Annotated in this window: 23 protein-coding genes, 1 tRNA gene and 1 pseudogene; 11 read left to right on the top strand and 14 right to left on the bottom strand. The window is 70.7% G+C overall.

Features of this window, described 5'->3' with window-relative positions:
* Positions 1–166: 166 nt before the first annotated feature.
* From NE236_RS07115 to NE236_RS07105, 3 genes are all read left to right on the top strand, one after another.
* The gene (locus NE236_RS07115; RefSeq protein ID WP_252841000.1) at positions 167–1,921 is read left to right on the top strand and encodes an acetyl/propionyl/methylcrotonyl-CoA carboxylase subunit alpha; all 1,755 of its coding nucleotides are present in this window, start codon (positions 167–169) and stop codon (positions 1,919–1,921) included.
* Between the two features lie 251 nt (positions 1,922–2,172).
* Positions 2,173–3,513, top strand: a complete 1,341-nt coding sequence (locus tag NE236_RS07110) for a hypothetical protein (protein WP_252840999.1) — start codon at positions 2,173–2,175, stop codon at positions 3,511–3,513.
* Positions 3,514–3,525: 12 nt separating this feature from the next.
* Positions 3,526–3,867 (top strand): DUF5313 family protein, encoded by a 342-nt coding sequence (locus NE236_RS07105; protein ID WP_308209066.1) that lies wholly within the window; start codon positions 3,526–3,528, stop codon positions 3,865–3,867.
* A 195-nt stretch (positions 3,868–4,062) separates the two neighbouring features.
* Here the strand turns inward: NE236_RS07105 and NE236_RS07100 are convergent, their stop codons facing one another.
* Entirely contained in the window at positions 4,063–5,448 is a 1,386-nt protein-coding gene (locus NE236_RS07100) for an NAD(P)H-quinone dehydrogenase (RefSeq protein ID WP_252840997.1), read from the bottom strand.
* Positions 5,449–5,518: 70 nt separating this feature from the next.
* Here NE236_RS07100 and NE236_RS07095 point away from each other — a divergent pair, with 70 nt between their 5' ends.
* The 6 genes from NE236_RS07095 to NE236_RS07070 all read left to right on the top strand — a co-directional run bounded on the left by NE236_RS07095 (position 5,519) and on the right by NE236_RS07070 (position 10,745).
* A complete protein-coding gene (locus NE236_RS07095; RefSeq protein WP_252840996.1) occupies positions 5,519–5,971 on the top strand; it encodes a gamma-glutamylcyclotransferase family protein in 453 nt (150 codons plus the stop codon).
* Between the two features lie 33 nt (positions 5,972–6,004).
* Positions 6,005–6,805, top strand: coding sequence for a purine-nucleoside phosphorylase (locus tag NE236_RS07090; protein ID WP_252840995.1), 801 nt, complete (start codon positions 6,005–6,007; stop codon positions 6,803–6,805).
* 42 nt (positions 6,806–6,847) lie between these two features.
* Positions 6,848–8,503, top strand: a complete 1,656-nt coding sequence (locus NE236_RS07085) for a phospho-sugar mutase (protein ID WP_252840994.1) — start codon at positions 6,848–6,850, stop codon at positions 8,501–8,503.
* Between the two features lie 190 nt (positions 8,504–8,693).
* Positions 8,694–9,953, top strand: coding sequence for a sensor histidine kinase (locus NE236_RS07080; RefSeq protein ID WP_308209056.1), 1,260 nt, complete (start codon positions 8,694–8,696; stop codon positions 9,951–9,953).
* Positions 9,954–10,000: 47 nt separating this feature from the next.
* Positions 10,001–10,642 (top strand): response regulator, encoded by a 642-nt coding sequence (locus NE236_RS07075; RefSeq protein WP_308209055.1) that lies wholly within the window; start codon positions 10,001–10,003, stop codon positions 10,640–10,642.
* A 30-nt stretch (positions 10,643–10,672) separates the two neighbouring features.
* A tRNA-Gly gene (locus tag NE236_RS07070) sits at positions 10,673–10,745 on the top strand.
* A 293-nt stretch (positions 10,746–11,038) separates the two neighbouring features.
* On the opposite strand, the gene NE236_RS07065 is transcribed toward NE236_RS07070, so the two are convergent.
* Complete coding sequence (locus NE236_RS07065; RefSeq protein WP_252840993.1) at positions 11,039–12,001, bottom strand: NAD(P)H-dependent flavin oxidoreductase; 963 nt, start codon at positions 11,999–12,001, stop codon at positions 11,039–11,041.
* Between the two features lie 35 nt (positions 12,002–12,036).
* On the opposite strand from NE236_RS07065, the gene NE236_RS07060 reads away from it, so the two are divergent.
* Positions 12,037–12,216, top strand: coding sequence for a hypothetical protein (locus NE236_RS07060; RefSeq protein WP_252840991.1), 180 nt, complete (start codon positions 12,037–12,039; stop codon positions 12,214–12,216).
* A 54-nt stretch (positions 12,217–12,270) separates the two neighbouring features.
* Here the strand turns inward: NE236_RS07060 and NE236_RS07055 are convergent, their stop codons facing one another.
* The 4 genes and pseudogenes from NE236_RS07055 to NE236_RS07040 form a co-directional block, all read right to left on the bottom strand.
* Positions 12,271–12,903 carry a PH domain-containing protein gene (locus NE236_RS07055; RefSeq protein WP_252840990.1) on the bottom strand — a complete coding sequence of 211 codons (633 nt, stop codon included), beginning with the start codon at positions 12,901–12,903 and terminating at the stop codon, positions 12,271–12,273.
* Positions 12,885–13,970 carry an adenosine deaminase gene (locus NE236_RS07050; protein ID WP_252840989.1) on the bottom strand — a complete coding sequence of 362 codons (1,086 nt, stop codon included), beginning with the start codon at positions 13,968–13,970 and terminating at the stop codon, positions 12,885–12,887. The genes NE236_RS07055 and NE236_RS07050 overlap by 19 nt, the downstream gene beginning before the upstream one ends.
* 87 nt (positions 13,971–14,057) lie before the next feature.
* Entirely contained in the window at positions 14,058–14,243 is a 186-nt protein-coding gene (locus NE236_RS07045) for a CocE/NonD family hydrolase C-terminal non-catalytic domain-containing protein (RefSeq protein WP_252840988.1), read from the bottom strand.
* Between the two features lie 74 nt (positions 14,244–14,317).
* Positions 14,318–14,608: pseudogene (locus NE236_RS07040) on the bottom strand (RNA-guided endonuclease InsQ/TnpB family protein); the annotation flags it as partial.
* Positions 14,609–14,689: 81 nt separating this feature from the next.
* Here NE236_RS07040 and NE236_RS07035 point away from each other — a divergent pair.
* Entirely contained in the window at positions 14,690–14,986 is a 297-nt protein-coding gene (locus NE236_RS07035) for a DUF4190 domain-containing protein (protein WP_308209065.1), read from the top strand.
* Here NE236_RS07035 and NE236_RS07030 read toward each other — a convergent pair whose 3' ends face one another.
* The 8 genes from NE236_RS07030 to NE236_RS06995 form a co-directional block, all read right to left on the bottom strand.
* A complete protein-coding gene (locus NE236_RS07030) occupies positions 14,987–16,273 on the bottom strand; it encodes a thymidine phosphorylase (RefSeq protein WP_252840987.1) in 1,287 nt (428 codons plus the stop codon). It abuts the gene before it with no gap.
* Positions 16,270–16,668: a cytidine deaminase gene (locus NE236_RS07025; RefSeq protein ID WP_252840986.1), complete on the bottom strand. Its 399-nt coding sequence runs from the start codon at positions 16,666–16,668 to the stop codon at positions 16,270–16,272. The genes NE236_RS07030 and NE236_RS07025 overlap by 4 nt, the downstream gene beginning before the upstream one ends.
* Complete coding sequence (locus NE236_RS07020; RefSeq protein WP_252840985.1) at positions 16,668–17,927, bottom strand: ABC transporter permease; 1,260 nt, start codon at positions 17,925–17,927, stop codon at positions 16,668–16,670. The genes NE236_RS07025 and NE236_RS07020 overlap by 1 nt, the downstream gene beginning before the upstream one ends.
* A 126-nt stretch (positions 17,928–18,053) precedes the next feature.
* Positions 18,054–19,148 (bottom strand): ABC transporter permease, encoded by a 1,095-nt coding sequence (locus tag NE236_RS07015; protein WP_372494253.1) that lies wholly within the window; start codon positions 19,146–19,148, stop codon positions 18,054–18,056.
* Positions 19,145–20,665 carry an ABC transporter ATP-binding protein gene (locus NE236_RS07010; RefSeq protein WP_252840984.1) on the bottom strand — a complete coding sequence of 507 codons (1,521 nt, stop codon included), beginning with the start codon at positions 20,663–20,665 and terminating at the stop codon, positions 19,145–19,147. The genes NE236_RS07015 and NE236_RS07010 overlap by 4 nt, the downstream gene beginning before the upstream one ends.
* Positions 20,666–20,740: 75 nt before the next feature.
* On the bottom strand, positions 20,741–21,787 hold the full coding sequence (locus NE236_RS07005) for a BMP family lipoprotein (RefSeq protein ID WP_252840983.1): 1,047 nt from the start codon (positions 21,785–21,787) through the stop codon (positions 20,741–20,743).
* A gap of 220 nt (positions 21,788–22,007) precedes the next feature.
* Complete coding sequence (locus NE236_RS07000) at positions 22,008–23,270, bottom strand: amidohydrolase (protein ID WP_252840982.1); 1,263 nt, start codon at positions 23,268–23,270, stop codon at positions 22,008–22,010.
* Positions 23,257–24,423, bottom strand: coding sequence for a glutamate--cysteine ligase (locus NE236_RS06995; protein WP_252840981.1), 1,167 nt, complete (start codon positions 24,421–24,423; stop codon positions 23,257–23,259). The genes NE236_RS07000 and NE236_RS06995 overlap by 14 nt, the downstream gene beginning before the upstream one ends.
* Positions 24,424–24,563 lie beyond the last annotated feature (140 nt).

Below are 24,563 nucleotides of genomic sequence, written 5' to 3'. Positions count from 1 at the left end.
TACCGACTCATCGCGCTGGGCTGAAACGACGGAACACGAGGAGCCGGACCATCAGCCGAGCAAGCGGTTGGTTACATTGGAGATCGTGACAACCGGGCGGCCCCTGCGGACGAGTTGAGCCGGGATGCCTAAACTCTGTTCGATCGGCGAGAGCGAGGAGTCGTACGTGCGTAAGGTCCTGATCGCCAACCGGGGTGAGATCGCCGTCCGTATCGCGCGGGCGTGCAGGGACGCGGGGATCGGCAGTGTTGCCGTCTACTCCGAGCCCGACCTGGACGGGCTCCACGCGCGGATCGCCGACGAGGCTTACGCGCTCGGCGGGCAGACCGCCGCCGAGAGCTACCTCGACATCGACAAGCTTCTCCGGATCGCCAAGGAGAGCGGCGCCGACGCCGTGCATCCCGGCTACGGGTTCCTCGCCGAGAACGCCGGGTTCGCCGAGGCGGTGATCGACGCCGGGCTGACCTGGATCGGCCCGCCGCCGAGCGCGATCGTGGCGCTGGGCGACAAGGTGCAGGCGCGGCACATCGCCCAGAAGGTCGGCGCTCCCCTCGTCGCGGGCACCAAGGACCCGGTGCAGAACGCCGACGAGGTGGTGGAGTTCGCCCGCGAGCACGGTCTGCCGATCGCCATCAAGGCGGCGTTCGGCGGTGGCGGCCGCGGGCTGAAGGTGGCCCGGACGATCGAGGAGATCCCCGAGCTGTACGACTCGGCCGTCCGCGAGGCGGTCTCTGCGTTCGGTCGCGGGGAGTGCTTCGTGGAGCGGTACCTCGACAGGCCGCGTCACGTCGAGACCCAGTGCCTCGCCGACCGGCACGGGAACGTCGTGGTGGTCTCGACGCGTGACTGCTCGCTGCAGCGCCGGCACCAGAAGCTGGTGGAGGAGGCCCCGGCGCCGTTCCTCAACGAGGAGCAGCTCGCGACCCTCTACTCCAGCTCGAAGGCGATCCTGCGGGAGGCCGGGTACGTCGGCGCCGGCACGTGCGAGTTCCTCGTTGGCCAGGACGGCACGATCTCGTTCCTGGAGGTCAACACCCGTCTGCAGGTCGAGCACCCGGTGACCGAGGAGGTCGCCGGCGTGGACCTGGTGCGCGAGCAGTTCCGCGTGGCGGAGGGCGAGGAGCTCGGGTACGACGACCCGGTGCTGCGCGGGCACTCGATCGAGTTCCGCATCAACGCCGAGGACGCCGGTCGCAACTTCCTTCCCGCCCCCGGGACGATCAGTCGGTGGAGCCCGCCGAGCGGTCCGGGGGTGCGCCTCGACACGGGCTTCGAGCAGGGCATGACGATCCCGCAGATGTACGACTCGATGATCGCGAAACTGGTCGTCACGGGTGCGAACCGGACGCAGGCGCTCGAGCGGGCCCGGCGCGCTCTGGCGGAGTTCGAGGTCGGCGGGATGCCGACGGTCATCCCGTTCCATCGCACGGTGGTCGAGGACCCGGCGTTCGTCGACGCGCCGTTCCGGGTGCACACGCGCTGGATCGAGACCGAGTTCGACAACACGATCCCGCCGTACGACGCCGCCGTGGAGACGGAGGAGGCCGCCGAGCGGGAGAAGGTCACCGTCGAGGTCGGGGGCAAGCGCATCGAGGTGGTGCTCCCCGCCGGACTGGGCGCCTCCACCACCGCCTCCAACCCCGGCCGCGCGACCCCGGCCCGGCGACGTGGCGGCAAGAAGGCCGGTGCGGCCGCCGCCGGCGGAGACTCCCTGGTCAGCCCCATGCAGGGCACGATCGTCAAGATCCTCGTCGAGGACGGCGCATCCGTGGAGGCCGGAGCGACCATCGTCGTCCTCGAGGCCATGAAGATGGAGCAGCCGCTCACGGCGCACAAGGCGGGCACCGTCACCGGGCTGTCCGCGGAGGTCGGCCAGACGGTGTCCAGCGGTGCCGTGATCTGCGACATCAAGGACTCCTGAGGCGCCGGCCGGCCGGGCGTACGGGTCTGCGTGGCTCAGGACGCCCGCACGTGCCCGTCGACCCTGCGTTGCTCTACTAAGAGGCCGGTCCCAGGCGTAGCGTAGGGTCAGCAGACGGTCACGATCGGCTCAGGGGCGACCTGGTGGACGAGGTGCCGTGTGGGGAGCTCACGCGGCGTTTACGGAACCATCCCGACCGCTGATTCGTCGAAGGTAGTCGTAGCAACCAATCTGATCACATGAAGGCCGCCATGAAGATTCGCCGTTCGACGATTCCCGCCGCGGTGGCTGCCGTCGTCGCTTTGTTGTTCGCGTTCGCCACACCGGCGAGCGCCGACCCGTTCCAGAACGTCGTCCAGGGGCTGAAGAGCCAGCGGTTCTACCTGTCCCAGGACGCCGGTGCGACGATGTCCGGCTCGGACCAGCAGAGCGTCGTCAGCGCGCTCAAGGACGACGAGTCGACCATCCGGATCGCCGTGGTGAAGCAGAGCCGGGTCACCACCGCCGGCCTGCGCCAGCTCGACACCGCCCTGGGTAAGAAGGGCACCCTGATCCTGCTCGACGGCACCGGCCAGCGGGTCCTCGCGGGGTCTCACGAGGGCCTGGGCAGCAGCAAGATCAAGGAGCTGGTGGCCCAGGCGCGGGGCGACTCCTCGAACCTCAAGAGCCTGCTGCTCAACCTCGACAAGCGGTTCGACAAGGCCATCGGGGACAAGAAGTCCGGGTCGGCCACGGCCGGGTTCGTCGTGCTCGCCATCCTGGTGCTCATCGTCGCGGGCGTCGTGGGCCTGATCTTCTTCGCCCGCAAGCGGCGCAAGGAGCGGGAGGCCAAGCAGCTGGCCGAGCTGAAGGAAAGCGTCTACGAGGACGTCACCCGGCTCGGTGAGGACATCACCGCGCTCAACCTGAACGTCATGGACCCGAGTCTCGACCCGGCCGCCCGCGACGACTACCAGCGGGCGATGGACTCCTACGACCGGGCCAAGGCGGCGGTCGACGCGGCGCGCCGGCCGGAGGACATGCGCAAGGTCACCGAGGCCCTGGAGGACGGCCGCTACTCCATGACCGCGGTGCGGGCCCGCCTCGAAGGCCTGCCGGCCCCGGAGCGGCGTGCGCCCTGCTTCTTCAACCCGCAGCACGGCCCGTCGGTGCAGGACGTCACGTGGGCGCCCCCGGGTGGCGCGCCCCGGTCGGTCCCGGCCTGCGCGGCCGACGCGCAGCGGGTGCTGTCCGGCCTGGAGCCCGACGCCCGCCTCGTCACTGTCGGCGGTCAGCGGCGGCCGTACTGGGACGCCGGACCGGCGTACGCGCCGTACGCCGGGGGGTACTACTCCGGCTTCGGCGGCGGTGACATGATCGGCGGTCTGCTCATCGGCACCGCACTGGGATCGATCTTCAGCGGTGGCTTCGGCGGCCACGGCGGGTACGACTCGGGTTACGCGGCCGGGTACGACGCCGGCAACAACAACGACGGCGGCTGGGGCTTCGGTGGCGGAGATGGCGGCGGCGGTGGCGGTGGCTTCGACATCGGCGGCGGCGACTTCGGGGGCTTCGATGGCGGGGGTGACTTCGGCGGCGGGGGCGACTGGTGATGGAGGCCCCCGCTGAGCCGGCTACCCGGTGACCCGGGCCCGCTGCGGTGGGCCCGTTACATCTTGGGGTTCCGGCTCCCTCCGGAGAACCTCAGCTGGGTCCGGCACGACCTGACCGACGCGGGGTGGCGTGGCCGGATGATGGCCCGCCACCTCGTTCTCATGACTCCGGTCTGCGTGGGGCTCGGGCTGCTGCCCGCCGAGTGGGGCCTCCGGGTGGCCGTCGTCGCGCTGGCGCTGCTGAGCAGCACCTTCGTCGTCGGCGTCAACGCCGCCGACATCCGGCAGGCGCGGCTGCGCCAGCACGGGCTGCCCGTGCCCGACGACCCGGAACGCGGCCATCCACCGCACTGACCTCCCCTTTCGCGTCATCCACAGGGGTCGTCCACAGTAGTTGTCCACAACCTGTGGACTGTGGCACCGGCCCCTGAACGATCGCGGCCGTCGAGCGACGGCCGACGACGCGTGGTCCTTCGTCAGACTCCCCCTGACCGTCATCGCGCAGCAGCCCACGAGCGACGGCCGACGACGCGTGGAGGGGGCCGCGGGTCAGTAGGCCGATTCCTGCATGAGGCGACGGGCGGCCTCGGTGAGGCTGCCGGACACGGACGGGTAGGCCACGAACGTGTGAGCGACCTGATCGACGGTCAGATGCTGCTGCACCGCCATGGACAGGCCGAGGATCAGCTCGCTGGCCCGGGGCGCGACGATCACGCCGCCGAGCACGATGCCGGTGGCCGGCCGGCAGAACAGCTTCACGAACCCGTCAAGGAAGCCCTGCATCTTCGCGCGGGGGTTGGTGGCGAGCGGCAGCTTCACGATGCGGGCCGGCACCTCGCCCGAGTCGATCTGCGCCTGGGACACGCCGACCGTGGCGACCTCCGGATCGGTGAAGATGTTGGCCGCCACCCAGCCGAGCTTGAGCGGCTGCACGGCCTCGCCGAGGGCGTGCCACATCGCGATGCGGCCCTGCATGGCGGCGACCGAGGCGAGCATCAGGATTCCCGTGCAGTCCCCGGCGGCGTACACGTGCGGCGCGGAGGTGCGGGAGACCTTGTCGACCTGGACGAACCCGCACTCGTCCAGCCGGACGCCGGCCTCCTCCAGACCGAGCCCGCGGGTGTTCGGCTCCATGCCGACCGTCATGAGGCAGTGCGAGCCGCTGACCGTACGGCCGTCGGTGAGCGTCACCTCGACGCCGTCGGCGGTGCGCTTCACCCCGGCCGCCCGGGAACGGGCCAGGAGGTTCATGCCGCGCCGCTGGAAGACCTCTTCGAGGACCCGTGCGGCGTCCTCGTCCTCGTTCGGCAGCACGTGATCGCGGGAGGAGACGAGCGTGACACGCGAGCCCAGCGCGAGGTACGCGGCGGCGAACTCCGCGCCGGTGACGCCGGAGCCCACCACGATGAGGTCCTCGGGCAGCTCGGGCAGGTCGTAGAGCTGGCGCCAGTTCAGGATGCGCTCGCCGTCGGGCTCCGCGCCGGGCAGCACCCGCGGCGTCGCGCCGGTGGCGATGAGCACGACGTCGGCGTGGATCCGCTCGTCGCCGACCGCCACGATCTGCGGGTCGACGAGGCGTGCGTCGCCGCGGATGATGCGTACGCCCTCGTCCGCGACCCGCCGCTCGATGTCGGCGGACTGAGCCCAGGCCAGTTCCTTCACCCGCTTGTTGACGAGCGGGAGATCGACCTCCGGCCCGCCGACCTCGCCGTCTCCGCCTCCGGAGAACCGCACGCCGAGCGACGCCGACTCCGACAGGACCGCCATGCGGGTGGAGGTGGCGATGAGCGTCTTGGAGGGAACGCAGTCGGTGAGTACGCAGGCTCCGCCGGGCCCGTCGCGCTCCACGAGCGTGACGTCGGCGCCGAGTTGGGCCGCGACCAGGGCGGATTCGTAGCCGCCAGGGCCGCCTCCGATGATGGCTACGCTTGTCATATCGGTCATTCTTCCGCACTCCCGGGGTTGGCGCGTCGTCGCGTCGCTCCAGGCCGTACGCTGGGCGATCGTGGCCTTGTACGCGGCGTACGCATCGAACATGGATCCCGAGCAGATGGCGCAGCGGGCTCCGCACTCGCCCCTGCGCACGACCGGCTGGCTCAAGGGCTGGCGGCTGACCTTCGGCGGAGAGAACGTCGGCTTCGAAGGCGCCCTGGCCACCGTGGTCGAGGACGCCGACGAGCACGTCTTCGTCGCGCTGTACGACGTCCCGGACCTCGACGAGCAGGCGCTCGACGGGTGGGAGGGGGCGGCCCTCGGCGTCTACCGGAAGATGCGGGTGCGGATCGCCACCCTCGACGGCGACGTCCTCGCCTGGCTCTACGTCCTCGACGCCTATGAGGGTGGCCTGCCGTCGGCCCGCTATCTCGGCATCCTCGGGGACGCCGCGGAGAAGGCCGGAGCGCCCGACGACTACGTCAAGGACCTGCGCACCCGTCCGTGCAAGTCACTCGGCGACTGACCAGCACGTACGGCGTGGGTAGTCTGTCCGCTTGTGAGCAATGACGCCTACGAGCTGGCCCGATCAGCGGCCGACACGCTGAAACGACGCCTCGCCGCCGACTCCTTCGACGTCGCCCTCGTCATGGGGTCGGGCTGGGTTCCGGCGGCCGACGCGCTCGGTGCGCCCGCCGACGAGATCACCGTGACCGAGCTTCCCGGCTTCGCCGAACCCGGCGTGCCAGGCCACGCGGGCACGGTCCGCGTCGTCGAGGTCGGGGCCAAGCGCGCGCTGGTCTTCCTCGGACGCACCCACCTGTACGAGGGGCGGGGCGTGGGGCCGGTCGTGCACGGCGTCCGCACCGCGCTGGCCGCCGGGGTCAAGACGATCGTGCTCACCAACGCCGCCGGCGGCACCCGCCCGGAGTGGCAGAAGGTCGGCGACCCGGTCCTGATCAGCGACCACCTGAACCTCACCGGCCAGAACCCGATCACCGGTCCGACCTTCGTCGACATGACCGGGGCCTACTCCCCGGCCCTCCGGGCCCTCGTCAAGGACATCGACCCGACGCTGGCCGAGGGCGTCTACGCCGCGCTGCCCGGCCCGTCGTACGAGACGCCGGCGGAGATCCAGATGCTGCGCACGATGGGCGCGGACCTGGTCGGCATGTCCACCGCGCTGGAGACGATCGCGGCCCGGGAGGGCGGCGCCGACGTCCTGGGCATCTCCCTGGTGACGAACGTCGCCGCCGGGCTGACCGGGCAGCCGCTGGACCACCTCGAGGTGCTGGCCGCCGGGCGTGCCGCCGCCGAGCGGATGGGCGCGCTCCTGGCCAAGGCCCTGCGGGCCCTGTAGGCGACGTACGACATCGGCGAGCAGGGCGGAGTGGACGAATACGTGAGCGACGACACGGGCCACCGGCGGCAGGCCGAAGAGTGGCTCGCCCAGGATCCCGACCCGGAGACCCGGGAGGAACTGCGGGGTCTGCTGAACGACGAGGCGGCACTGGCCGAGCGGTTCGGGGCGAAGCTGGAATTCGGCACCGCGGGCCTGCGCGGGGAGCTCGGCGCCGGCCCCAACCGGATGAACCGGGTGACGGTGATGCGGGCCGCCGCCGGCCTCGCCACCGTTCTCACCTCCGATGAGGCGGCGGAGCGGTTCGAGCGGCCCGGCAACGGCGGCTCCGTCGTGATCGGGTACGACGCGCGGCACAAGTCCGACACTTTCGCCGAGGACTCCGCCGCCGTGCTCGCCGGGGCGGGTCTCACGGTGCACCTGATGCCGCGGCCTCTGCCGACGCCGGTCCTCGCGTACGCCGTCCGTCACCTGGGCGCCGACGCCGGCGTCATGGTGACCGCCAGCCACAACCCGCCGAGAGACAACGGCTACAAGGTCTACTGGGGCGACGGCGCCCAGATCATCCCGCCGCTCGACTCGGAGATCTCCCGCGCGATCGACGCCGTGGGCCGGGTCGACGAGCTGCCGCGCGGGGCGGAATGGAACGTCCTCGGCGACGGCATCGTCGAGGCCTACCTCCGCTCGCTGGGGCGGCTGCCGCTGGGCGCCTTGCGGGACGTGACGGTCGCGTACACCCCGCTGCACGGGGTGGGCGGGGAGGTGCTGCGCCGCGCCTTCGAGTGGAGCGGGTTCCCGGTGCCGGACGTCGTCGCCGAGCAGGACCGCCCCGACCCGGACTTCCCGACCGTGGCCTTCCCCAACCCGGAGGAGCCCGGCGCGATGGACCTGGCCCTCGCTCTGGGCAAGGGCCACGACCTGGTGATCGCCAACGACCCTGACGCGGACCGCTGCGCGGTCGCCGTGGGCGGGCGGATGCTGACCGGGGACGAGGTCGGCGGGCTGCTCGCCGAGCACGTCCTGCGGCACACCGGTGGGGCCGACCGGCTCGTCGTCACCACGATCGTCTCGTCGTCGCTGCTCGGCAAGATCGCGGCGGCACACGGCGTCCGGTACGCCGAGTCGCTGACCGGGTTCAAGTGGATCATGAAGGCGGGCACCGCCCGCGACCGCCTGGTGTACGGCTACGAGGAGGCCCTGGGCTACTGCGTCGGCGGGGACGACGGCGTCCCCGTACGCGACAAGGACGGCATCGGCGCGGCGCTCGCCGTCGCCGCGCTGGCCGCCGAGGCCAAGGCCGAGGGCCGTACGCTCACCGACCTCCTCGACGACCAGGCACGCCGGTACGGCCTGCACGCGACCGCCCAGCTGTCGGTACGGGTGGCCGACCTGTCACTCATCGCCGACGCGATGGCCCGGTTGCGCGCGACGCCACCGGACCGGCTCGGCGGCCGCACGGTCACAGAAGTGGACGACCTGTCCGCCGGGCTCGGCGGCCTGCCCCCGACGGACGGCCTGCGCTTCCGGCTGTCGGAGGGCGGACGCGTCGTCGTCCGGCCGTCCGGCACCGAGCCGAAGCTCAAGTGCTACCTCGAGGTCGTCGAGCCGGTGACCGCCTCGGTCGCCGGCGCCCGCACGAGGGCCGACACCGCGCTCGCGGTGCTCCGCAGCGACCTCGCGAGCATCCTCGGGCTGTAGCCCGCGGTCCGGCCGTCGGCCATTCGGGAGACGGGGGTCCGATCGGCCGGCCCCGGCGCTCGGCCGAAGCGTGGGACGTGGCTCCTGAGCGGTCGCGACTCGGTGGGCCGGTGACGGCCGACCGAGGTCGTTCCCGCATCGACTTTCGGCGGATGCCCGGCCACCGGGAGAGGGCCTACCGTTGACGAACATGAGCGGTATGGCGGTGTCCCGCCCCGACCACCCGTCCCTCCTGCCCGCCCTCCTCGTCGCCCCCGAACCGATGGAGCGAATCCGGCGATCGGCGCGCGACTGGGTGGTCGACATGGCCTGCTTCGTCCTGGCGGCGCTGTTCGGGGCGTTGATGCTGTTCGCCACCTCCCAGGGATCTCCCCCGCCCCATCACCCGCCGCGCCTGCTCGACGTGGCCATCGGCGCGCTCGGCTGCCTCACCCTGTGGATACGGCGACGCCGTCCGGTCGAGCTCGGGGCCGCCTTGGGCGTACTGAGCGTCATCTCCGTGACGGTCTCGGGCGCGGCGTGCATCGCACTGTTCACGGTCGCCGTGCACCGGCGTTTCCGTACGGTGGCACTGGTCGCGCTGGTGCACTTCGTCACCGGCCTGATCTACACGGCCGTCTTCCCGGACCCCAAGACGGGGTACTGGACCGGGATCTTGTGGAGCGTGGTCATCATCGCGGCGGTCGTCGCCTGGGGGATGTTCGTCCGCGCCCGGCGGCAGCTCATCCTGTCCCTGCGCGAGCGAGCGCTACGAGCAGAGGCCGAGCAGCAGCTCCGCGTGAAGCAGGCCCGGCAGCAGGAACGCGCCCGGATCGCCCGTGAGATGCACGACGTACTCGCCCACCGCATCTCGCTGCTCAGCGTGCACGCGGGGGCACTGGAGTTCCGCCCCGACGCTCCCCCGGAGGAGATCGCCAAGGCCGCGGGTGTCATCCGGGCCAGCGCGCACCAGGCACTGCAGGACCTGCGGGAAGTGATCGGCGTGCTCCGCGAGGACGCGGCGGAGGACACCCCAGAGCGCCCCCAGCCGAACATCGCCGACCTGCCCACCCTCATCGACGAGTCGCGGCGGGCGGGGATGACCGTGACGTACGAGAACCGGCTGCGCGACCTGAACGCGGTGCCCACCGGTGTCGGGCGCAGCGCCTACCGCACCGTGCAGGAGGCGCTCACGAACGCCCGTAAGCACGCTCCCGACGCGGCCGTGAGTGTGATCATCGGCGGCTCGGCGGGCGCCGACCTCACCGTCGAGGTGCGCAACCCCCTGGTCAGTGCCGTGTCGGAGATCCCGGGCTCGGGCACCGGGCTCATCGGGCTGGCCGAACGCGCCCTGCTGTCCGGAGGCCGGCTCGAACACGGCCCGACGCCGGACGGGGAGTTCCGGATCCGCGCGTGGCTGCCCTGGCGTGACCAGGCGGCACGAGCGGCCGCGGTCGGCGGCAACGCCTGACCCGTCGAATCAGGCCGCTGATCACCGAGCACCATTAATGTGTCCCCGTGACCATTCGCGTGCTGATCGTCGACGATGACGCATTGGTCCGTGCGGGCCTGTCGATGATGCTGGCCGGAGCCGATGATCTGCGGATCGTCGCGGAGGCCAGCGACGGCTCCGAGGTCGCCCCGCTCGTCGCCGAACACCTGCCGGACGTCGTCCTCATGGACATCCGGATGCCCCGCATGGACGGCCTCGCCGCGACCGAGGCCCTCCGAGCCCGCCAGGGTTCCCCGGAGGTCATCATCTTGACCACCTTCGACGCCGACGAGCACGTCCTGCGCGCCCTGCGAGCCGGTGCCGCCGGGTTCCTCCTCAAGGACACTCCGCCCGGCGAGATCATCAACGCGATCCGGCGCGTCGCCGCCGGCGAGCCGATCCTCTCCCCCAGCGTCACCCGTCGCCTGATCGCACACGTCGCCCACACGCGCCGCAACCCCGCCCAGGAACGCCTCACCCGCCTCAGCGACCGTGAACGCGAGGTCGTCGTCGCCATCGGCCAGGGCAAGTCGAACGCCGAGATCGGCTCCGAGCTCTACATGAGCGTCGCCACCGTCAAGGCCCATGTCTCCCGGCTGCTGGCCAAGCTGGAACTCAACAACCGCGTCCAGGTCGCCCTCCTCGCCCACGACGCCGGACTCGTCTAGTCACCGAATCCGGTATTCTTATGAAGTCACGCGGACGTGGCTCAGTTGGTAGAGCATCACCTTGCCAAGGTGAGGGTCGCGGGTTCGAATCCCGTCGTCCGCTCTCGGATCGCCATGCTCGCCGCCCCTTGGGGCGGCTTCGCCGTTTTCTGGTGTCTATCCAGGGGGACGGCTCCCTGGAACCCCCGGTGCCGGGCTACGCCCGGCCCCCCTCCACAACGGCTTCGCCATCTCCCGGTCTCCGTCCAGGGGGACGGCTCCCGGGAACCCCGACGCCGGGCTACGCCGGTCCGCGCACCCCTCCCACCACGGCTTCGTCGTCTCCTGCTGCCTGTGCAACCCGGGCCCGGCGCGCCGTCCCACAACGGCTTGGCCGTTTCTGGCGAAGCGGTCGAGTCAGTGCCTGCCCGCTCGGGACAATGCGTCCTCAGCCTGGGCGGCGAGAGTGCTGACAAGATCGGTTGCGGATGGCAGGTCGTTGATGAGATCGACGGCCTCGCCGGCCCACACCGGCAGCGGGAGTAGATCGCCGCGGGCCACGTCATCCTGGTAGGCCTGTTTGGCCTGAGGGTCGGCGGCGAGTTCCGACTCCCTGCCTCGCCATCGGTCGAGGTAGGGGTGGCCGAGGGTGCGGGCGGTGTACTTCGAAGGCCACCGTGAGCTTCGAGCGATATCGAGGACCCTGTTGCGCTCGGTGTCCTCCCCGCGTCCATCGAGGATCGCCTTGGCGATCGACGGGTCGACAAGGGCCTCGGCCGTGGCCTGGAAGCGGGTGCCGAGGAGGGCCCCGGCGGCACCGAGGGCCAGGGCCGCGGCCACACCGCGCCCGTCAGCGATCCCGCCGGCCGCCAGCACCGGCACCGGCGCCGCCAGATCCACCACGACGGGTACGAACGGAAGCGTGGATCGCCCGCGCCGGGCGCCGTGTCCACCGCCTTCGGTCCCCTGGGCCACGATGACGTCGGCGCCCAGGTCCACGGCCTGCCTGGCCTCCTCCAAATCGGTGACCTGAATGATCAGTACCGCGCCGGCCGCGCGGATGCGCTCGGTGAACGGGCTCGGGTCGCCGAAGGACAACATCACCGCCCTGGGGTCGTACTCCAGCGCCCGCACGACCGCACCGGCATCGATCGCCCAGGTCTGGAACCCGACACCCCACGGCTTCCCGGTGCCCTCCGCGACGATCGGCAACTCGCGGGCCAGCCAGTCCTGATCCCCGTTGCCGGCGCCCAGCAACCCGAGCCCTCCGCCGTTGGACACGGCCGCCGCCAGCGCGCCGCCGGCCGACCCGCCCATCGGCGCCAGCGCGATCGGGTGCTGCACACCGAGCAACTCCGTGAACGCCGTCGACAATGCCATGACCGTCATCATCCTCTATGGAAGGGAGACCCCTCATGACCAGGTCTCGTTCGGACTCCGGCACGCGCCGCCTGACCCTCGAACTGCCCGCCGAACTCGTCGAGTGGGTCTGGGCGTTCGCCGAGATCTCCCACCGAACGGTCGAGGACGTCGTCCGTCCCCTCATCGAGGCCGAGAAGGCACGTGTCACCGAGAACTGGGAGAGGAACGGCTGACCGGCAGGTCCCCATCCACGCCACCGGACTGGAGACGACCAGGCGCGGCCGTCCTTAGAACAGGGCGATGATGACGGCGGTGACGAAGGCCGCGGCGGGCACCGCCAGAGCGGTGATGGCGGGCCATGCCCAAGTCACCACCGGCTCGGTCGCACCCGTCTTCGCGCCACGCGAGCGGTCCTCGGCCATCTCGCGGAGTTCTTCGACCGCGAAGTCGGTCTGGGTGCGTCCCTGGATGTACTCCGCGACGTGGTCGGGGAGCTTCCGCTCCTCGCGGCGGGCCTTCGCCTCGAACCGCGCGCGGTTGCGCGGGGAGATCTGCAGGACGAAGGCGCGGAACCGGCGGCCGCCCGCGTGGACGTATACCGCGTCGCCGCCCTCGACCCGCTCCACCCCGCCCCAGCGCACCTCGACGTCGCGGAACAGGTTGTGCAGACGGACGGCCTCGGCGTGGGCGACGATGCGCGGGCGCAACGCGACGACGTACGCGACGCCGCAGCCGAGCAGCATGACGGTCGCGGCGACCAGTGAGGCCGCGTCGTCTCCTCGCCAGATCAGGTCGGCGAGGTTGGCCGCGGCAAAGACCATCCAGGCCCAGCCGAAGAAGCGGGCGGCGCTCGACCGGAACACCTTGGCCCCGGCCGGAGTCTGGGGGGACACGGCGGCGGTCACGGGTGCGAGCGCCACTTCAGCTGCGCGAAGCCCGGCTTGATGACCCCGTTGATGAGCTCGAGGCGTTCGTCGAAGCCGAGGAAGGCGGACTTCATGGCGTTGACCGTGAACCACTGCAGGTCGTCCCAGCCGTAGTCGAACGCCTCGACGAGCTTGGCGAACTCCTCGGACAGGGTGGTGCCGCTCATCAGCCGGTTGTCGGTGTTGACGGTGACCCGGAAGTACAGGCGGCGGAGGAGCCCGATGGGGTGTTCGGCGATGGACTTGGCGGCGCCGGTCTGGACGTTGGAGCTGGGGCACATTTCCAGCGGGATGCGCTTGTCGCGTACGTAGGCTGCGAGGCGCCCGAGCCGGGGGATGTCCGCGTCGCGCTCGGCGATGTCGTCGATGATCCGCACGCCGTGGCCGAGCCGGTCGGCGCCGCACCACTGGATGGCCTGCCAGATCGACGGCAGACCGAACGCCTCGCCCGCGTGGATGGTGAAGTGGGCGTTCTCCCGCTGGAGGTACTCGAACGCGTCGAGGTGCCGGGTGGGCGGGTAGCCCGCCTCGGCGCCGGCGATGTCGAAGCCGACGACGCCGTCGTCGCGGTAGCGGACGGCCAGCTCGGCGATCTCCATGCTGCGGGCCTGGTGGCGCATCGCGGTGAGCAGCGTGCCCACCCGGATGCCGTGGTCCCGGCCGCCGTCGGCGAACCCCTGCAGCACCGCCTCGACGACCTGGCCCAGCGTGAGGCCCCGGCGAGTGTGCTGCTCGGGCGCGTATCGCACCTCCGCGTAGACGACACCGTCGTTGGCCAGGTCCTCGGCGCACTCGTACGCGACGCGGGTGAGGGCCTCGGCGGTCTGCATCACGCCGACCGTGTGATCGAACGTCTCCAGGTAGCGCTCCAGTGAGCCGGAGTCGGACGCCTCGGCGAACCAGGTGCGCAACCGGTCCGGGTCGGTGGTGGGGAGGGCGTCGTAGCCGGTCTCGCGGGCGAGGTCCACGATGGTCTCCGGCCGCAGCCCGCCGTCGAGGTGATCGTGGAGGAGCACCTTGGGGGCCCGCCGGATGTCGTCGAGCACAGGGCGGTTCGTCACGCCTCGCACACTACCCGCCGTGCGCCCCTCAGATCGCCGTACGGGCCCCCTCGGCGGGGCGCGGAGAGGGGGCCCGTACGGCGGTCGTCAGCCGGTGGTGAGGGGCAGCCGCAGGGTCGAGCCGCCGAGCCGGACGGAGACCTTCGTGCCGGCCGGGTACCGCAGCGTGTAGTCGTGGTCGGTGGCCATGATCACCAGGCCGATGCGGTGGCCGGGCTTGAAGACGTGGTCGTACGGCACCAGCTTCCAGTACGTCCGGTGTGATCGGCTCAAATGACGTACTTCGTCAGCTTCTCGGCCTCGAATTTCCGAGCTTGCAACTCTGTTCCGTGCCTGGCGGGTACGGTTCAGGCCGCGTCGTCGGCAGCGTGACTCACTGCCCAGCCCGCGACACCGCGTGCGGCGATGTTACGGGCTGCGTTCACGTCGGCATGCTCAGCGAAGCCGCACGACGTGCAGCAGAACACGGCCTGTTCGGGCCGATTCTTCTTGTCGATGTGACCGCACGCCGAGCACCCCTGGGAGGTGTAGCGCGGGTCCACATACACCACCGGTACCCCGGCGCGGACCGCCTTGTAGGCGATGAACTGGCCGAGCTGGGCGAACCCCCAAGAGTGCAGCGTGACCCGCTGGGGCTTGCCGCGCAGGTCAATCGGCCGCCACTGACTCGGCCGATCCTGGACACGCGGTCCGTGGCGGCGTTCGTCTATGGTGCCGACATGTATCAGTATCCGGTGCCGCCGCCCCCGCAGGATGACAGTGGGGCGACAACCTCGATGGTCCTCGGCATCCTCGGCCTTGTGTTGTGCGGCCTGCTGTCGCCCATCGCGCTGTTCATGGGGATGTCGGCCAAGCGGCGGATCCGCGAGAGCGGCGGGTACATCGGCGGCGAGGGCAATGCGACGGCCGGCATCGTGATGGGCGCGATCGGCACGGCCTTCATCGTCCTGGGGCTCGTGTTCGTGGTCATCGTCATCATCATGGCCGCCGCCGCCTCCCAGTCAGGAACCGGTTGATCAGGCGATCCGGTCGATGACCAGCGGCCGCTCCGACGTCTCGCCGACGGCCGTCTCGACCTCGACGGCGCCCTCGAGTGCGGCCAGCGCGCGCTCGAAGCGCGACGGGTCGTCGGCGTGGAGGGTCATCAGCGGCTGCCCCGCGTGTACGGTCTCGCCGGGCTTGGCGTGCAGGACGATGCCCGCCGCGTGGGCCACGGGGTCCTCCTTGCGCGCCCGCCCGGCGCCGAGGCGCCACGCCGCGACGCCGACGCCGAAGGCGTCGAGCCGGGTCAGCACGCCGGACTCCGTCGCCAGGACCTCGTGGGTCTCCTTCGCGACCGGGAGCGGGGCGTCCGGGTCGCCGCCCTGCGCGGTGATCATGCTCCGCCAGGCGTCCATGGCCGAGCCGTCGCGCAGCGCGTCGGCCGGGTCCTTGGCGCCCGCCAGGCCCGCTGCGGCCAGCATCTCGCGGGCCAGGGCCACCGTCAGCTCGACGACGTCCTCCGGGCCGCCGCCGGCCAGGACCTCCACGGACTCGTCGACCTCGATGGCGTTGCCGACCGTACGGCCGAGGGGGGTGTCCATGGCGGTCAGCAGGGCGACCGTCCTGACCCCGTGGTCGGCGCCGATGGCGACCATCGTGCGGGCCAGCTCACGGGCGTCCTCGACGCTCTTCATGAACGCCCCGGACCCGGCCTTGACGTCGAGCACCAGCGCGCCGGTGCCCTCCGCGATCTTCTTGGACATGATCGAGCTGGCGATCAGCGGGATCGACTCGACCGTGCCGGTGACGTCGCGCAGGGCGTACAGCTTGCGGTCGGCGGGCGCGAGGCCGGAGCCGGCCGCGCACACCACCGCGCCCGCCCGGTCGAGGACGGCCAGCATCTCCTCGTTGGACAGTGACGCCCGCCAGCCTGGGATCGACTCGAGCTTGTCGAGGGTGCCGCCGGTGTGGCCGAGGCCGCGTCCGGACAGCTGCGGAACGGCCGCCCCGCAGGCGGCGACGGTCGGCGCCAGCGGCAGTGTGATCTTGTCGCCGACCCCGCCGGTGGAGTGCTTGTCCGCCGTGGGCCGGCTCAGCCCCGACCAGTCCATCCGCTCGCCCGAGCGGATCATCGCGTCCGTCCACCGGGCGACCTCCCGCCGGGTCATGCCCTTCAGGAGGATCGCCATGGCCAGGGCCGACATCTGCTCCTCGGCGATGACCCCCTTGGTGTAGGCGTCGATCGTCCAGTCGATCTGCGCGTCGGACAGCTCTCCGCCGTCCCGCTTGGCGCGGATGACGTCGACGGCGTCGAAGGTCATTTACGGTTCTCCAGGTCGTCGGGGCCGAAGGCGTCGGGCAGGACCTCGCGCATCGGCCGGATGCCGCGAACGGTCTCCAGCAGCATGTCGGGGCCGCCGTGCTCCCACAGCAGCTGTCGGCAGCGCCCGCAGGGCATCAGCGGCGAACCCGCGCGGTCCACGACGGCGACGGCGACCAGCCGCCCGCCGCCCGTGCCGTGCAGCGCCGAGACCAACCCGCACTCGGCGCACAGGCCGACGCCGTACGAGGCGTTCTCCACGTTGCAGCCGGAGACGACGCGGCCGTCGTCGGTCAGCCCGGCGGCGCCCACGGGAAATTCGGAGTACGGCGCGTACGCCTTCTCCATCGCCGTACGGGCGGCCTGCCGGAGGGCCTCCCAGTCGATGTCGGCCATCAGTGCCCCCCGCCCTTACGGTAGGGCAGCCCGTCGGCGGCCGGCATGCGCAGCCGCTGGGCCGCGAACGCCAGGACGAGCAGCGTCGTGATGTGCGGACTGTAGGTGACGATCTCCCTCGGCAGCTCGTCGGTCAGGAAGAACCAGGCGAGGAGCCCGACCCCCACGACCGCCGAGACCGCCGCCGTGACCATCCGGCGCCGGTAGCCGTGCCAGACCGCCAGGGCCAGGAGCCCGACGCCCAGCAGGAGGAGCATGGCGTGCACCGCACCGGCGCCGCCGCGCAGCTGCAGCGCGTCGGTGTAGCCGAACAGTCCGGCGCCCGCCGCGACGCCACCCGGCCGCCAGTTACCGAAGATCATGGCGGCGAGGCCGATGAAGCCACGCCCGTTGACCTGGCCCTCCTGGTAGTTCGAGGACGCCACCATGGCCAGGAACGTGCCGCCCACTCCGGCGAACGCACCGGAGATCACGACCGCGGCGTACTTCATCGTGTAGACCTTGACGCCCAGTGACTCGGCGGCGAGCGGGTTCTCCCCGCAGGATCGCAGCCGCAGGCCGAACGCCGTGCGCCACAGCAGGAAGAACGAGATCGGGATGAGCGCGGCCGCGATGAGGGTGACCGGGGACAGGTTCGTGAGCAGCCCGCGGACGAGGCCGGCGAGGTCGGAGATCAGGAACCAGTGGTGCTTCTCGAGGTCGCCCAGCGGGCCGCCGACGCCGGGCACGCTCCACGTGGGAAAGCTCGGCAGCGGCGGCGACTGGGTGGCCCCGCCGCCGCTCTCGTGCGTGAAGAGCAGGTCCGACAGGTAGCGCGTGACGCCCGGTGCCAGGATGTTGATCGCGACACCGGAGACGATGTGGTCCACGCCGAAGGTCACCGTCGCGACCGCGTGCAGCAGGCCGCCCAGCGCTCCGGCGATGGCTCCGGCGACCAGGCCCAGCCAGGGACTGCCGCTGAAGTACGCCCCGAAGGCCGCGCCCCACGTGCCGAATACCATCATGCCTTCGAGCCCGATGTTGACCACGCCGGAGCGTTCGGACCACAGGCCGCCCATCGCGGCCATCCCGATCGGTACGGCGAGGGCCAGCGTCGCGCTCATGGTGCCGCTGGAGGTGATGTCCGTCTCGCCGGTGATCAGCCGGAGCGCGATGAGCGCGGCGAAGACGCCCAGCCCGATGGTCAGCGCCCGCCGGCCGCGCGCCGCCCGCGCCGGCCCGGTGCGGGGCGTCGGCGTACGGACCTCCTGGTCGATCATGAGCCCTCCTTCGTCGGAAGGGTGATCAAGGATGCTGTGCTCATGGCTCGCTCGCTTCGCTCGCTCACGGTGCCACCTCGCCTGCCTGCTCGGAACCGTGCGCCGGCCGATGCCGCGTCCCTGTGCTCACGCCGCCACCTCTCCGAGCTGCGCGGCGACGCGCCGCTGGTCCATGCGCCGGCCCACCCGGTTGACGATTTCGTACACCACGACCACCGACAGCAGCACGGCCGCCTGGGTGATGGCGACGATCTCCTTCGGGATGTCGTTGAACTCGAGGATCTGCGACGACTGGTCGAGGAACGCCCACAGCAGCGACGCGAACGCGATGCCGACCGGGTTGTTCCGGCCCAGCAGCGCGATCCCGATCCCGGTGAAACCGATCCCGGTCGGGAAGTCCAGCGAGTAGGAGTACGACCCACCGAGCAGCTGCGGCATGCCGACCAGGCCGGCCACCGCACCAGACAGGGCCATCGCGATGATCACCATGCGCTTGGTGTCGACACCGCTGGCGACGGCGGCGCTCTGGGACAGACCCGTGGCCCGCAGATCGAAGCCGAAGCGCGTCCTGTTGACCATGAACCAGAAGCCGAGGCCGGCCAGTACCGCCAGCAGGACCAGACCGTAGATCTTCAGGTCGCTGCCCGGGTAGGAGATCCCCGGCACCCGGCCCGAGGACGCGATGGGCTTGGTGCCGATGTTGTTGCTGCCGGCGACCTTCACCGCGAGCCGGTCCGGGCTGAGCAGGAAGGCGATCACCCCGGTGCCGATGAAGTTCAGCATGATGGTCGAGATGACCTCGCTGACGCCGCGCGTCACCTTGAGGATCGCGGCGAGGGCCGCCCACGCGCCGCCCACGACCGCCGCGACCAGGATGATCACTAGCTGGTGGAGGCCGGCCGGGAGTGCCCAGGCGCCGCCCGCAGCGGCGGCGACCATCGCGGCGAGGCGGTACTGCCCGTCGACGCCGATGTTGAACAGGTTCATCCGGAACCCGATGGCGACGGCGAGCGCGGACAGGTAGTACGCCGCCGCGCGGTTCACCGTGTTGACGACGCTGTCGGGCTGCTTGCCGAACGAGAACATCGCCTGGAACGTCGACGGCGGGTTGAACCCGCTCACCGACAGCACGATCGAGGTCACGACGATCGCGAACACGAGTGCGACGAGCGCCGCCACCACGGTCCGCGCGTACGACTTCGCGAGCAGGTTGGAAATCATGCCGCGCTCCCCTCTCCGGCGCCGGTCATGAGGGAGCCGAGTGCGTCCGGGGTGATGGTGGCCGGGTCGGCCTCCCCGACCAGCCGGCCGCGCAGGATCACCCGCAGGGTGTCGGACATGCCGATCAGTTCGTCCAGGTCGGCGGAGATGAGCAGCACCGCCAGCCCCTCGCCCCGGGCGCGCCGCAGGTGGTCCCAGATCGCGGACTGCGCGCCGACGTCCACGCCGCGGGTCGGATGCGAGGCGATCAGCAGCTTCGGTTCGCCGGACATCTCCCGGCCGATGATGAGCTTCTGCTGGTTGCCGCCGGACAGCGACGCCGCGGCGACGTCGATGCCGGGCGTCCGCACGTCATAGTCCTCGACGATCCGCTCGGTGTCCCGGCGCGCGCCGGCCCGGTCGATGAGGATTCCCTTGACGTTCGGCGGCCGCGTCTGGTGGCCGAGGACGCGGTTCTCCCACAGCGACGACTCCAGCAGCAGGCCGTGCCGGTGGCGGTCCTCGGGGATGAATCCGATGCCCATCTCGCGGCGATGCCGGGTGGACCGGCCGACCAGGTCCTGTCCCCTGAGCCTGAGGACGCCGGACTCGACCGGCAGCATGCCCATGATCGCTTCGACCAGTTCGGCCTGGCCGTTGCCCTCGACTCCGGCGATCCCGAGGATCTCGCCCTCGTGGATGGTCAGGGACACGCCGTCGACGACGGCGCGGCCGGTCGCGTCGCGGACCGTGACGTCCTCGACGGTCAGCACCGGAACGTCGGTCACCGTCGACTCCCGCAGCTCCGGAACCGGCAGTTCGCTGCCGACCATGAGCTCGGCCAGTTGCCGCGCGGAGACCTCCCGGGGATCGGCGGAGGCGACGGTGGTGCCCCGGCGGATCACGGTGATCGCGTCGGCGACCTTGAGGACCTCATCGAGCTTGTGCGAGATGAAGATGACGGTGAGGCCCTCGCGCTTGAGCTCCTCGAGGTTGGCGAAGAGCTCATCCACCTCCTGCGGCACGAGCACCGCGGTCGGCTCGTCCAGAATGAGGATCTTCGCACCGCGATAGAGGACCTTGAGGATCTCCACGCGCTGGCGGGCCCCGACGCCGAGTTCCTCGACCAGCCGGCCCGGCTCGACGCCGAGGCCGTACTGGTCGGAGATCTCCTGGATGCGGCGCCGTGCGCCGGCGCCGATGCCGTGGAGCTTCTCCGCGCCGAGGACGACGTTCTCCAGGACGGTGAGGTTGTCGGCGAGCATGAAGTGCTGGTGCACCATGCCGATGCCGCGCGCGATGGCGTCGGACGGTGAATGGAGATCCGCCACCGCCCCGTTGACCTCGATGGTCCCCTCGTCCGGCCGTTGCATGCCGTAGAGGATCTTCATCAGGGTCGACTTACCCGCGCCGTTCTCCCCAACGATCGCGTGCACCGTGCCCGCCGCGACCGTGATGTCGATGTCGTGGTTGGCCACGACACCGGGGAAGCGCTTGGTGATGCCGTGCAGCTCGACCGCCGGCTCAGTCGTGGACATGCCCTGCTCCCGCGCCAGTGGGCCCGGGTGGGAGGCCGGAACGGCCGCCCACCCGGGCCCGAGCCCTTGTCGCCGTCACTTCTCGGGCGGCGTGATCTTTCCGGAGACGATCTGCTGCTTCAGGTCGTCGAGGGTCGCCGACAGGTCGCCCAGGGCCGACGGGTTCGACTTGGAGTAGTCGATGCCGTCGTTCTTGAGGCTGAACCGCTGGTCGCCCTTCTGGAACTTGTTGTCGCCGACGTCCTTGACGAAGTTGAACACCGCAGTGTCCACGCGCTTGAGCATCGAGGTCAGGACGTAGGGCTTCTCGTCGGCGGACGCCGACTGGTACTGGTCGGAGTCCACGCCGATGAACCACTTCTTGGTCGAGGTGGCCGCCTGCAGGGAGCCGCTGCCGGACAGGCCGGCCGCCGCGTAGATCACGTCCGCGCCCCCGTCGTACATGCCCTGGGCGATCGTCTTGCCCTTGGCCGGGTCCTTGAAGCCACCGAAGTCCGGCGGCTGGGAGATGTACTTGATCTGGACCTTGACGTTCGGGTTGATCTTCTTGGCGCCCGCGACGTACCCGGCCTCGAACTTCTTGATCAGCGGCGTCTCCACGCCGCCGATGAAGCCGATGCTGCCGGTCTTGGACTTCTTGGCGGCCGCGGCGCCGACGAGGTAGGAGCCCTCCTGCTCGGCGAAGAGCAGGTCCGCGACGTTCGCCTGCTGGATCGAGTTGTCGTCGATGATGGCGAACTTGGTGTTCGGGAACTTCGGCGCGACCTTGCCGAGCGCCGTCGCGTACACGAAACCGACCGCGATCACCGGGTTGTAGCCCGACTGGGCCAGCAGCTGCAGCCGCTGGATCTTGTCGTTGTCGCTCTCGCCCTCTTTGGCCTCGATGTCCTTGACGTCGAGCTTCAGGTCGCTCTGGACCTTCTGCAGGCCCGCGTACGCGGCGTCGTTGAACGACTTGTCACCACGGCCGCCCACGTCGTACGCGAGGCCGACCTTGAGGGACTTCTGGCTCTCGCTGCCGCCACCGCCCCCGGTGCTGGCCTTCTTACCGCCGCAGCCGGCGGCACTCAGCGCAAGCACCGCGCTCGCGACCACGGCGGTCATCTTCACTGCACGGCGCAAGGTAGCTCCTCCAATTAGACCCCGCCCGAAATGTGCGTCTTGGCACGAATCCCTCGGACCTTAGTCGGAGCCAGGCGCAGAACGAACCAAAGCTACCGTGTCGCAACGTGTCCGTTATCAAGGCGAGAGCGCATCGTCACTGGTCAGGCCAGCAGACGAGGCCGCCCGCTTCGCCCAGCGCGTGAGGAGGGTGAGCGGCCCCGAGAACAGAGCCTGATCGTTAAGCGGCCGGCTCTCCGATGGGCTCGGTGGCGCCGGCACGCCGGCTCTCCCACAGGGCCGTCAGCGCGGTGGCGACCATGATCCGCACACCGATGCCGATGCTCCGCTCGTCCACGTCGAAGGTGCCACGGTGCAGGTCGTACGCCCCCGCCATGCCGGGCGCCGCGACGCCGAGCCGGGCGAGCGCTCCGGGGATCGACTCGAGGTACCAGCCGAAGTCCTCGCCGCCGAGGCTCTGGGGGGTGCCGGCCGCGCCGTCCTCGCCCAGCACGCTGCCGACGGCGGTGCGGAACATGTCGATGCTCGTCTTCTCGTTGACGGTCGGGGGGACGCCGCGTACGTAGTCCAGCTCGGCCTTGACGCCATACGCACTGGCCACCGAGTCGAGCAGGGTCTTCATCAGCTCGGGCGCGGAGTGCCAGGCCTCGTCGTCGAGGCAGCGCACGGTGCCCTGGGCGATGCCGTCGTCGGGGATGGCGTTGGCCACCGACCCGGCCGATACGCGACCCCACACCAGGCTGAGGCTGGAGCGCGGGTCGACGCGCCGTGACAGGGCGGCCGGCAGCTCAGTAACGATCTTGGCCAGGGCGTACACCAGGTCCGCGGTCAGGTGGGGGCGGGCGGTGTGGCCTCCGGGACCGGCGACGCGGACGTCCACCTTGTCGCACGCCGCGGTGATCGGGCCGACCCGCAGGCCGAGCCGGCCGACCTCCAGGCGGGGGTCGCAGTGCAGCGCGAAGATGCGGTCGACCCCGGCGATGCCGCCGGCGGCCAGGACGTCCAGGGCGCCGCCCGGCGTCTCCTCGGCCGGCTGGAAGATCAGCCGCACCTTTCCGGGCACCAGGCCCGCGGCGGCCTGCCGGGCGAAGAACCGCCCCACTCCGAGCAGGATGGTCGTGTGCACGTCGTGGCCGCAGGCGTGGCAGAGGCCCGGCACCGTGGAACGGTAGGGGACGTCCTTCTCGTCGGTCAGCGGAAGGGCGTCGATGTCCGCGCGCAGGCCGACGACCGGCCCGTCGCCGTTGCCGACCTCGCAGACCAGGCCGGTGCCCTTGGGCAGCCGCTTCGGCCGCAGCCCCGCCGCCGTCAGCGCCTCGATCAGACGAGCCGTCGTGCGGTGCTCGGCGAAGCCGAGCTCCGGGTGCATGTGCAGATCCCGGCGGAAGGCGATGAGATCGTTCTCGTTCTCGGCAAGGAACGAGTCGAGTTGCGGTCTCAGCCCTCCTCCTGGCTCATTACCGGGGAATTCAGGCCCCCGCATGTGTCACCTCCCGTGGATTGACGAACCGGTCGTCCCGGAACTCCGTGAGACCCGCGGTCACGACGTCCTCAAGGCTGCCGCCATCGGCGACGATGGCGCGCTGCCGTTCGTAGGAGGCGCCATGGTCAAGGACGTCGGAGACCACTTTCAGATCCTCGGCGCAACCGAGCCGGTCCGCCATCGGCTCCAGCTCCCGGACCAGTTCGTAGAGCTCGTCGCGGAGCGGAGCGGTCGTTCCCTGATCGTCGGTGATCACGATGGCGTCCAGGCCGTACCGGGTCGCTCGCCATTTGTTGTCGCGCACGACCCACGCGGCTGGGCTGGGCAAAGTGTATCCGCGATCGAGCTGGTGATCGAACAGTTCGACGAGTGATTGGCACAGCGCCGCGGCCATTCCGACCTCCCGGAGAGTCGGAATTCCGTCGAACATCCGGATCTCGATGGTGCCGAAATCCGGGTGCGGCCGGATGTCCCACCAGACCTCTTTGATGCTCTTGATCGCCTGAGCGCGCAGCAGCGTGTCCATGTACGCCTCGAACTCGGCCCAGTCCGCCAGCAGGTGTGGCGGGCCGGCCGTGGGCAGCGCCCCGAAGACGATCGCCCGGCTCGACGCCAGCCCCGTGTCGTGGCCGCTCCAGAAGGGGCTCGACGCGGTGAGCGCGAGGAAGTGCGGGAGGTAGGCGGACAGGGCGTTCACGATCGGAATGGCCTTGTCGCCGGAGCGCACGCCGACGTGGACGTGCACGCCGTACGTCTGGATGCGCCGCGCCAGCCATTGGTACTGCTCGACCAGTTCGGCGTAGCGCTGGATCGGCGCCATCTCCGCGTCGCGCCAGTCGCTGATCGGGTGGGTTCCGGTGCAGGCGAGGCCGATGCCCCGGGGCTCGGCGGCGGAGCGCAGCTCGGTGATGGTGGCGGCCAGATCCGCGCGCGCCTCGGAGACCGTGTGGCACACGTCGGTGACGATCTCCACGGTCGACTCCATGAGCTCATGGCGGATCTTGGGGTTGCGCTCGGCCTCGCTGAGCCCGGGCAGCGCCCCCAGCACCTGTCCAGCGTCCTGACGAAGGCATCGTGTCTGGTCGTCGATGAGCTGAAGCTCCCACTCGACGCCCAGTGTCGCGCCTCGCGAGGCATTGAACTCAATGGCCACGGCCAACCTCCGTCCCTCAATCCTTGCAGGTTGATGGCTCTCGCGTGATGTAATTCGGCCAGCACGTCAGGTGCCCCGAGTGAGCACCGAAACCGCCCCGATCGACGACCATCATGCCGCCGACCGCATGCGGTCTCGGG

The sequence above is a fragment of the Actinoallomurus purpureus genome (genome assembly GCF_024055795.1).
In the GTDB taxonomy this organism is placed as follows: Bacteria; Actinomycetota; Actinomycetes; order Streptosporangiales; family Streptosporangiaceae; genus Actinoallomurus; species Actinoallomurus purpureus.
This window is presented reverse-complemented; position numbering and strand designations above follow the sequence as displayed.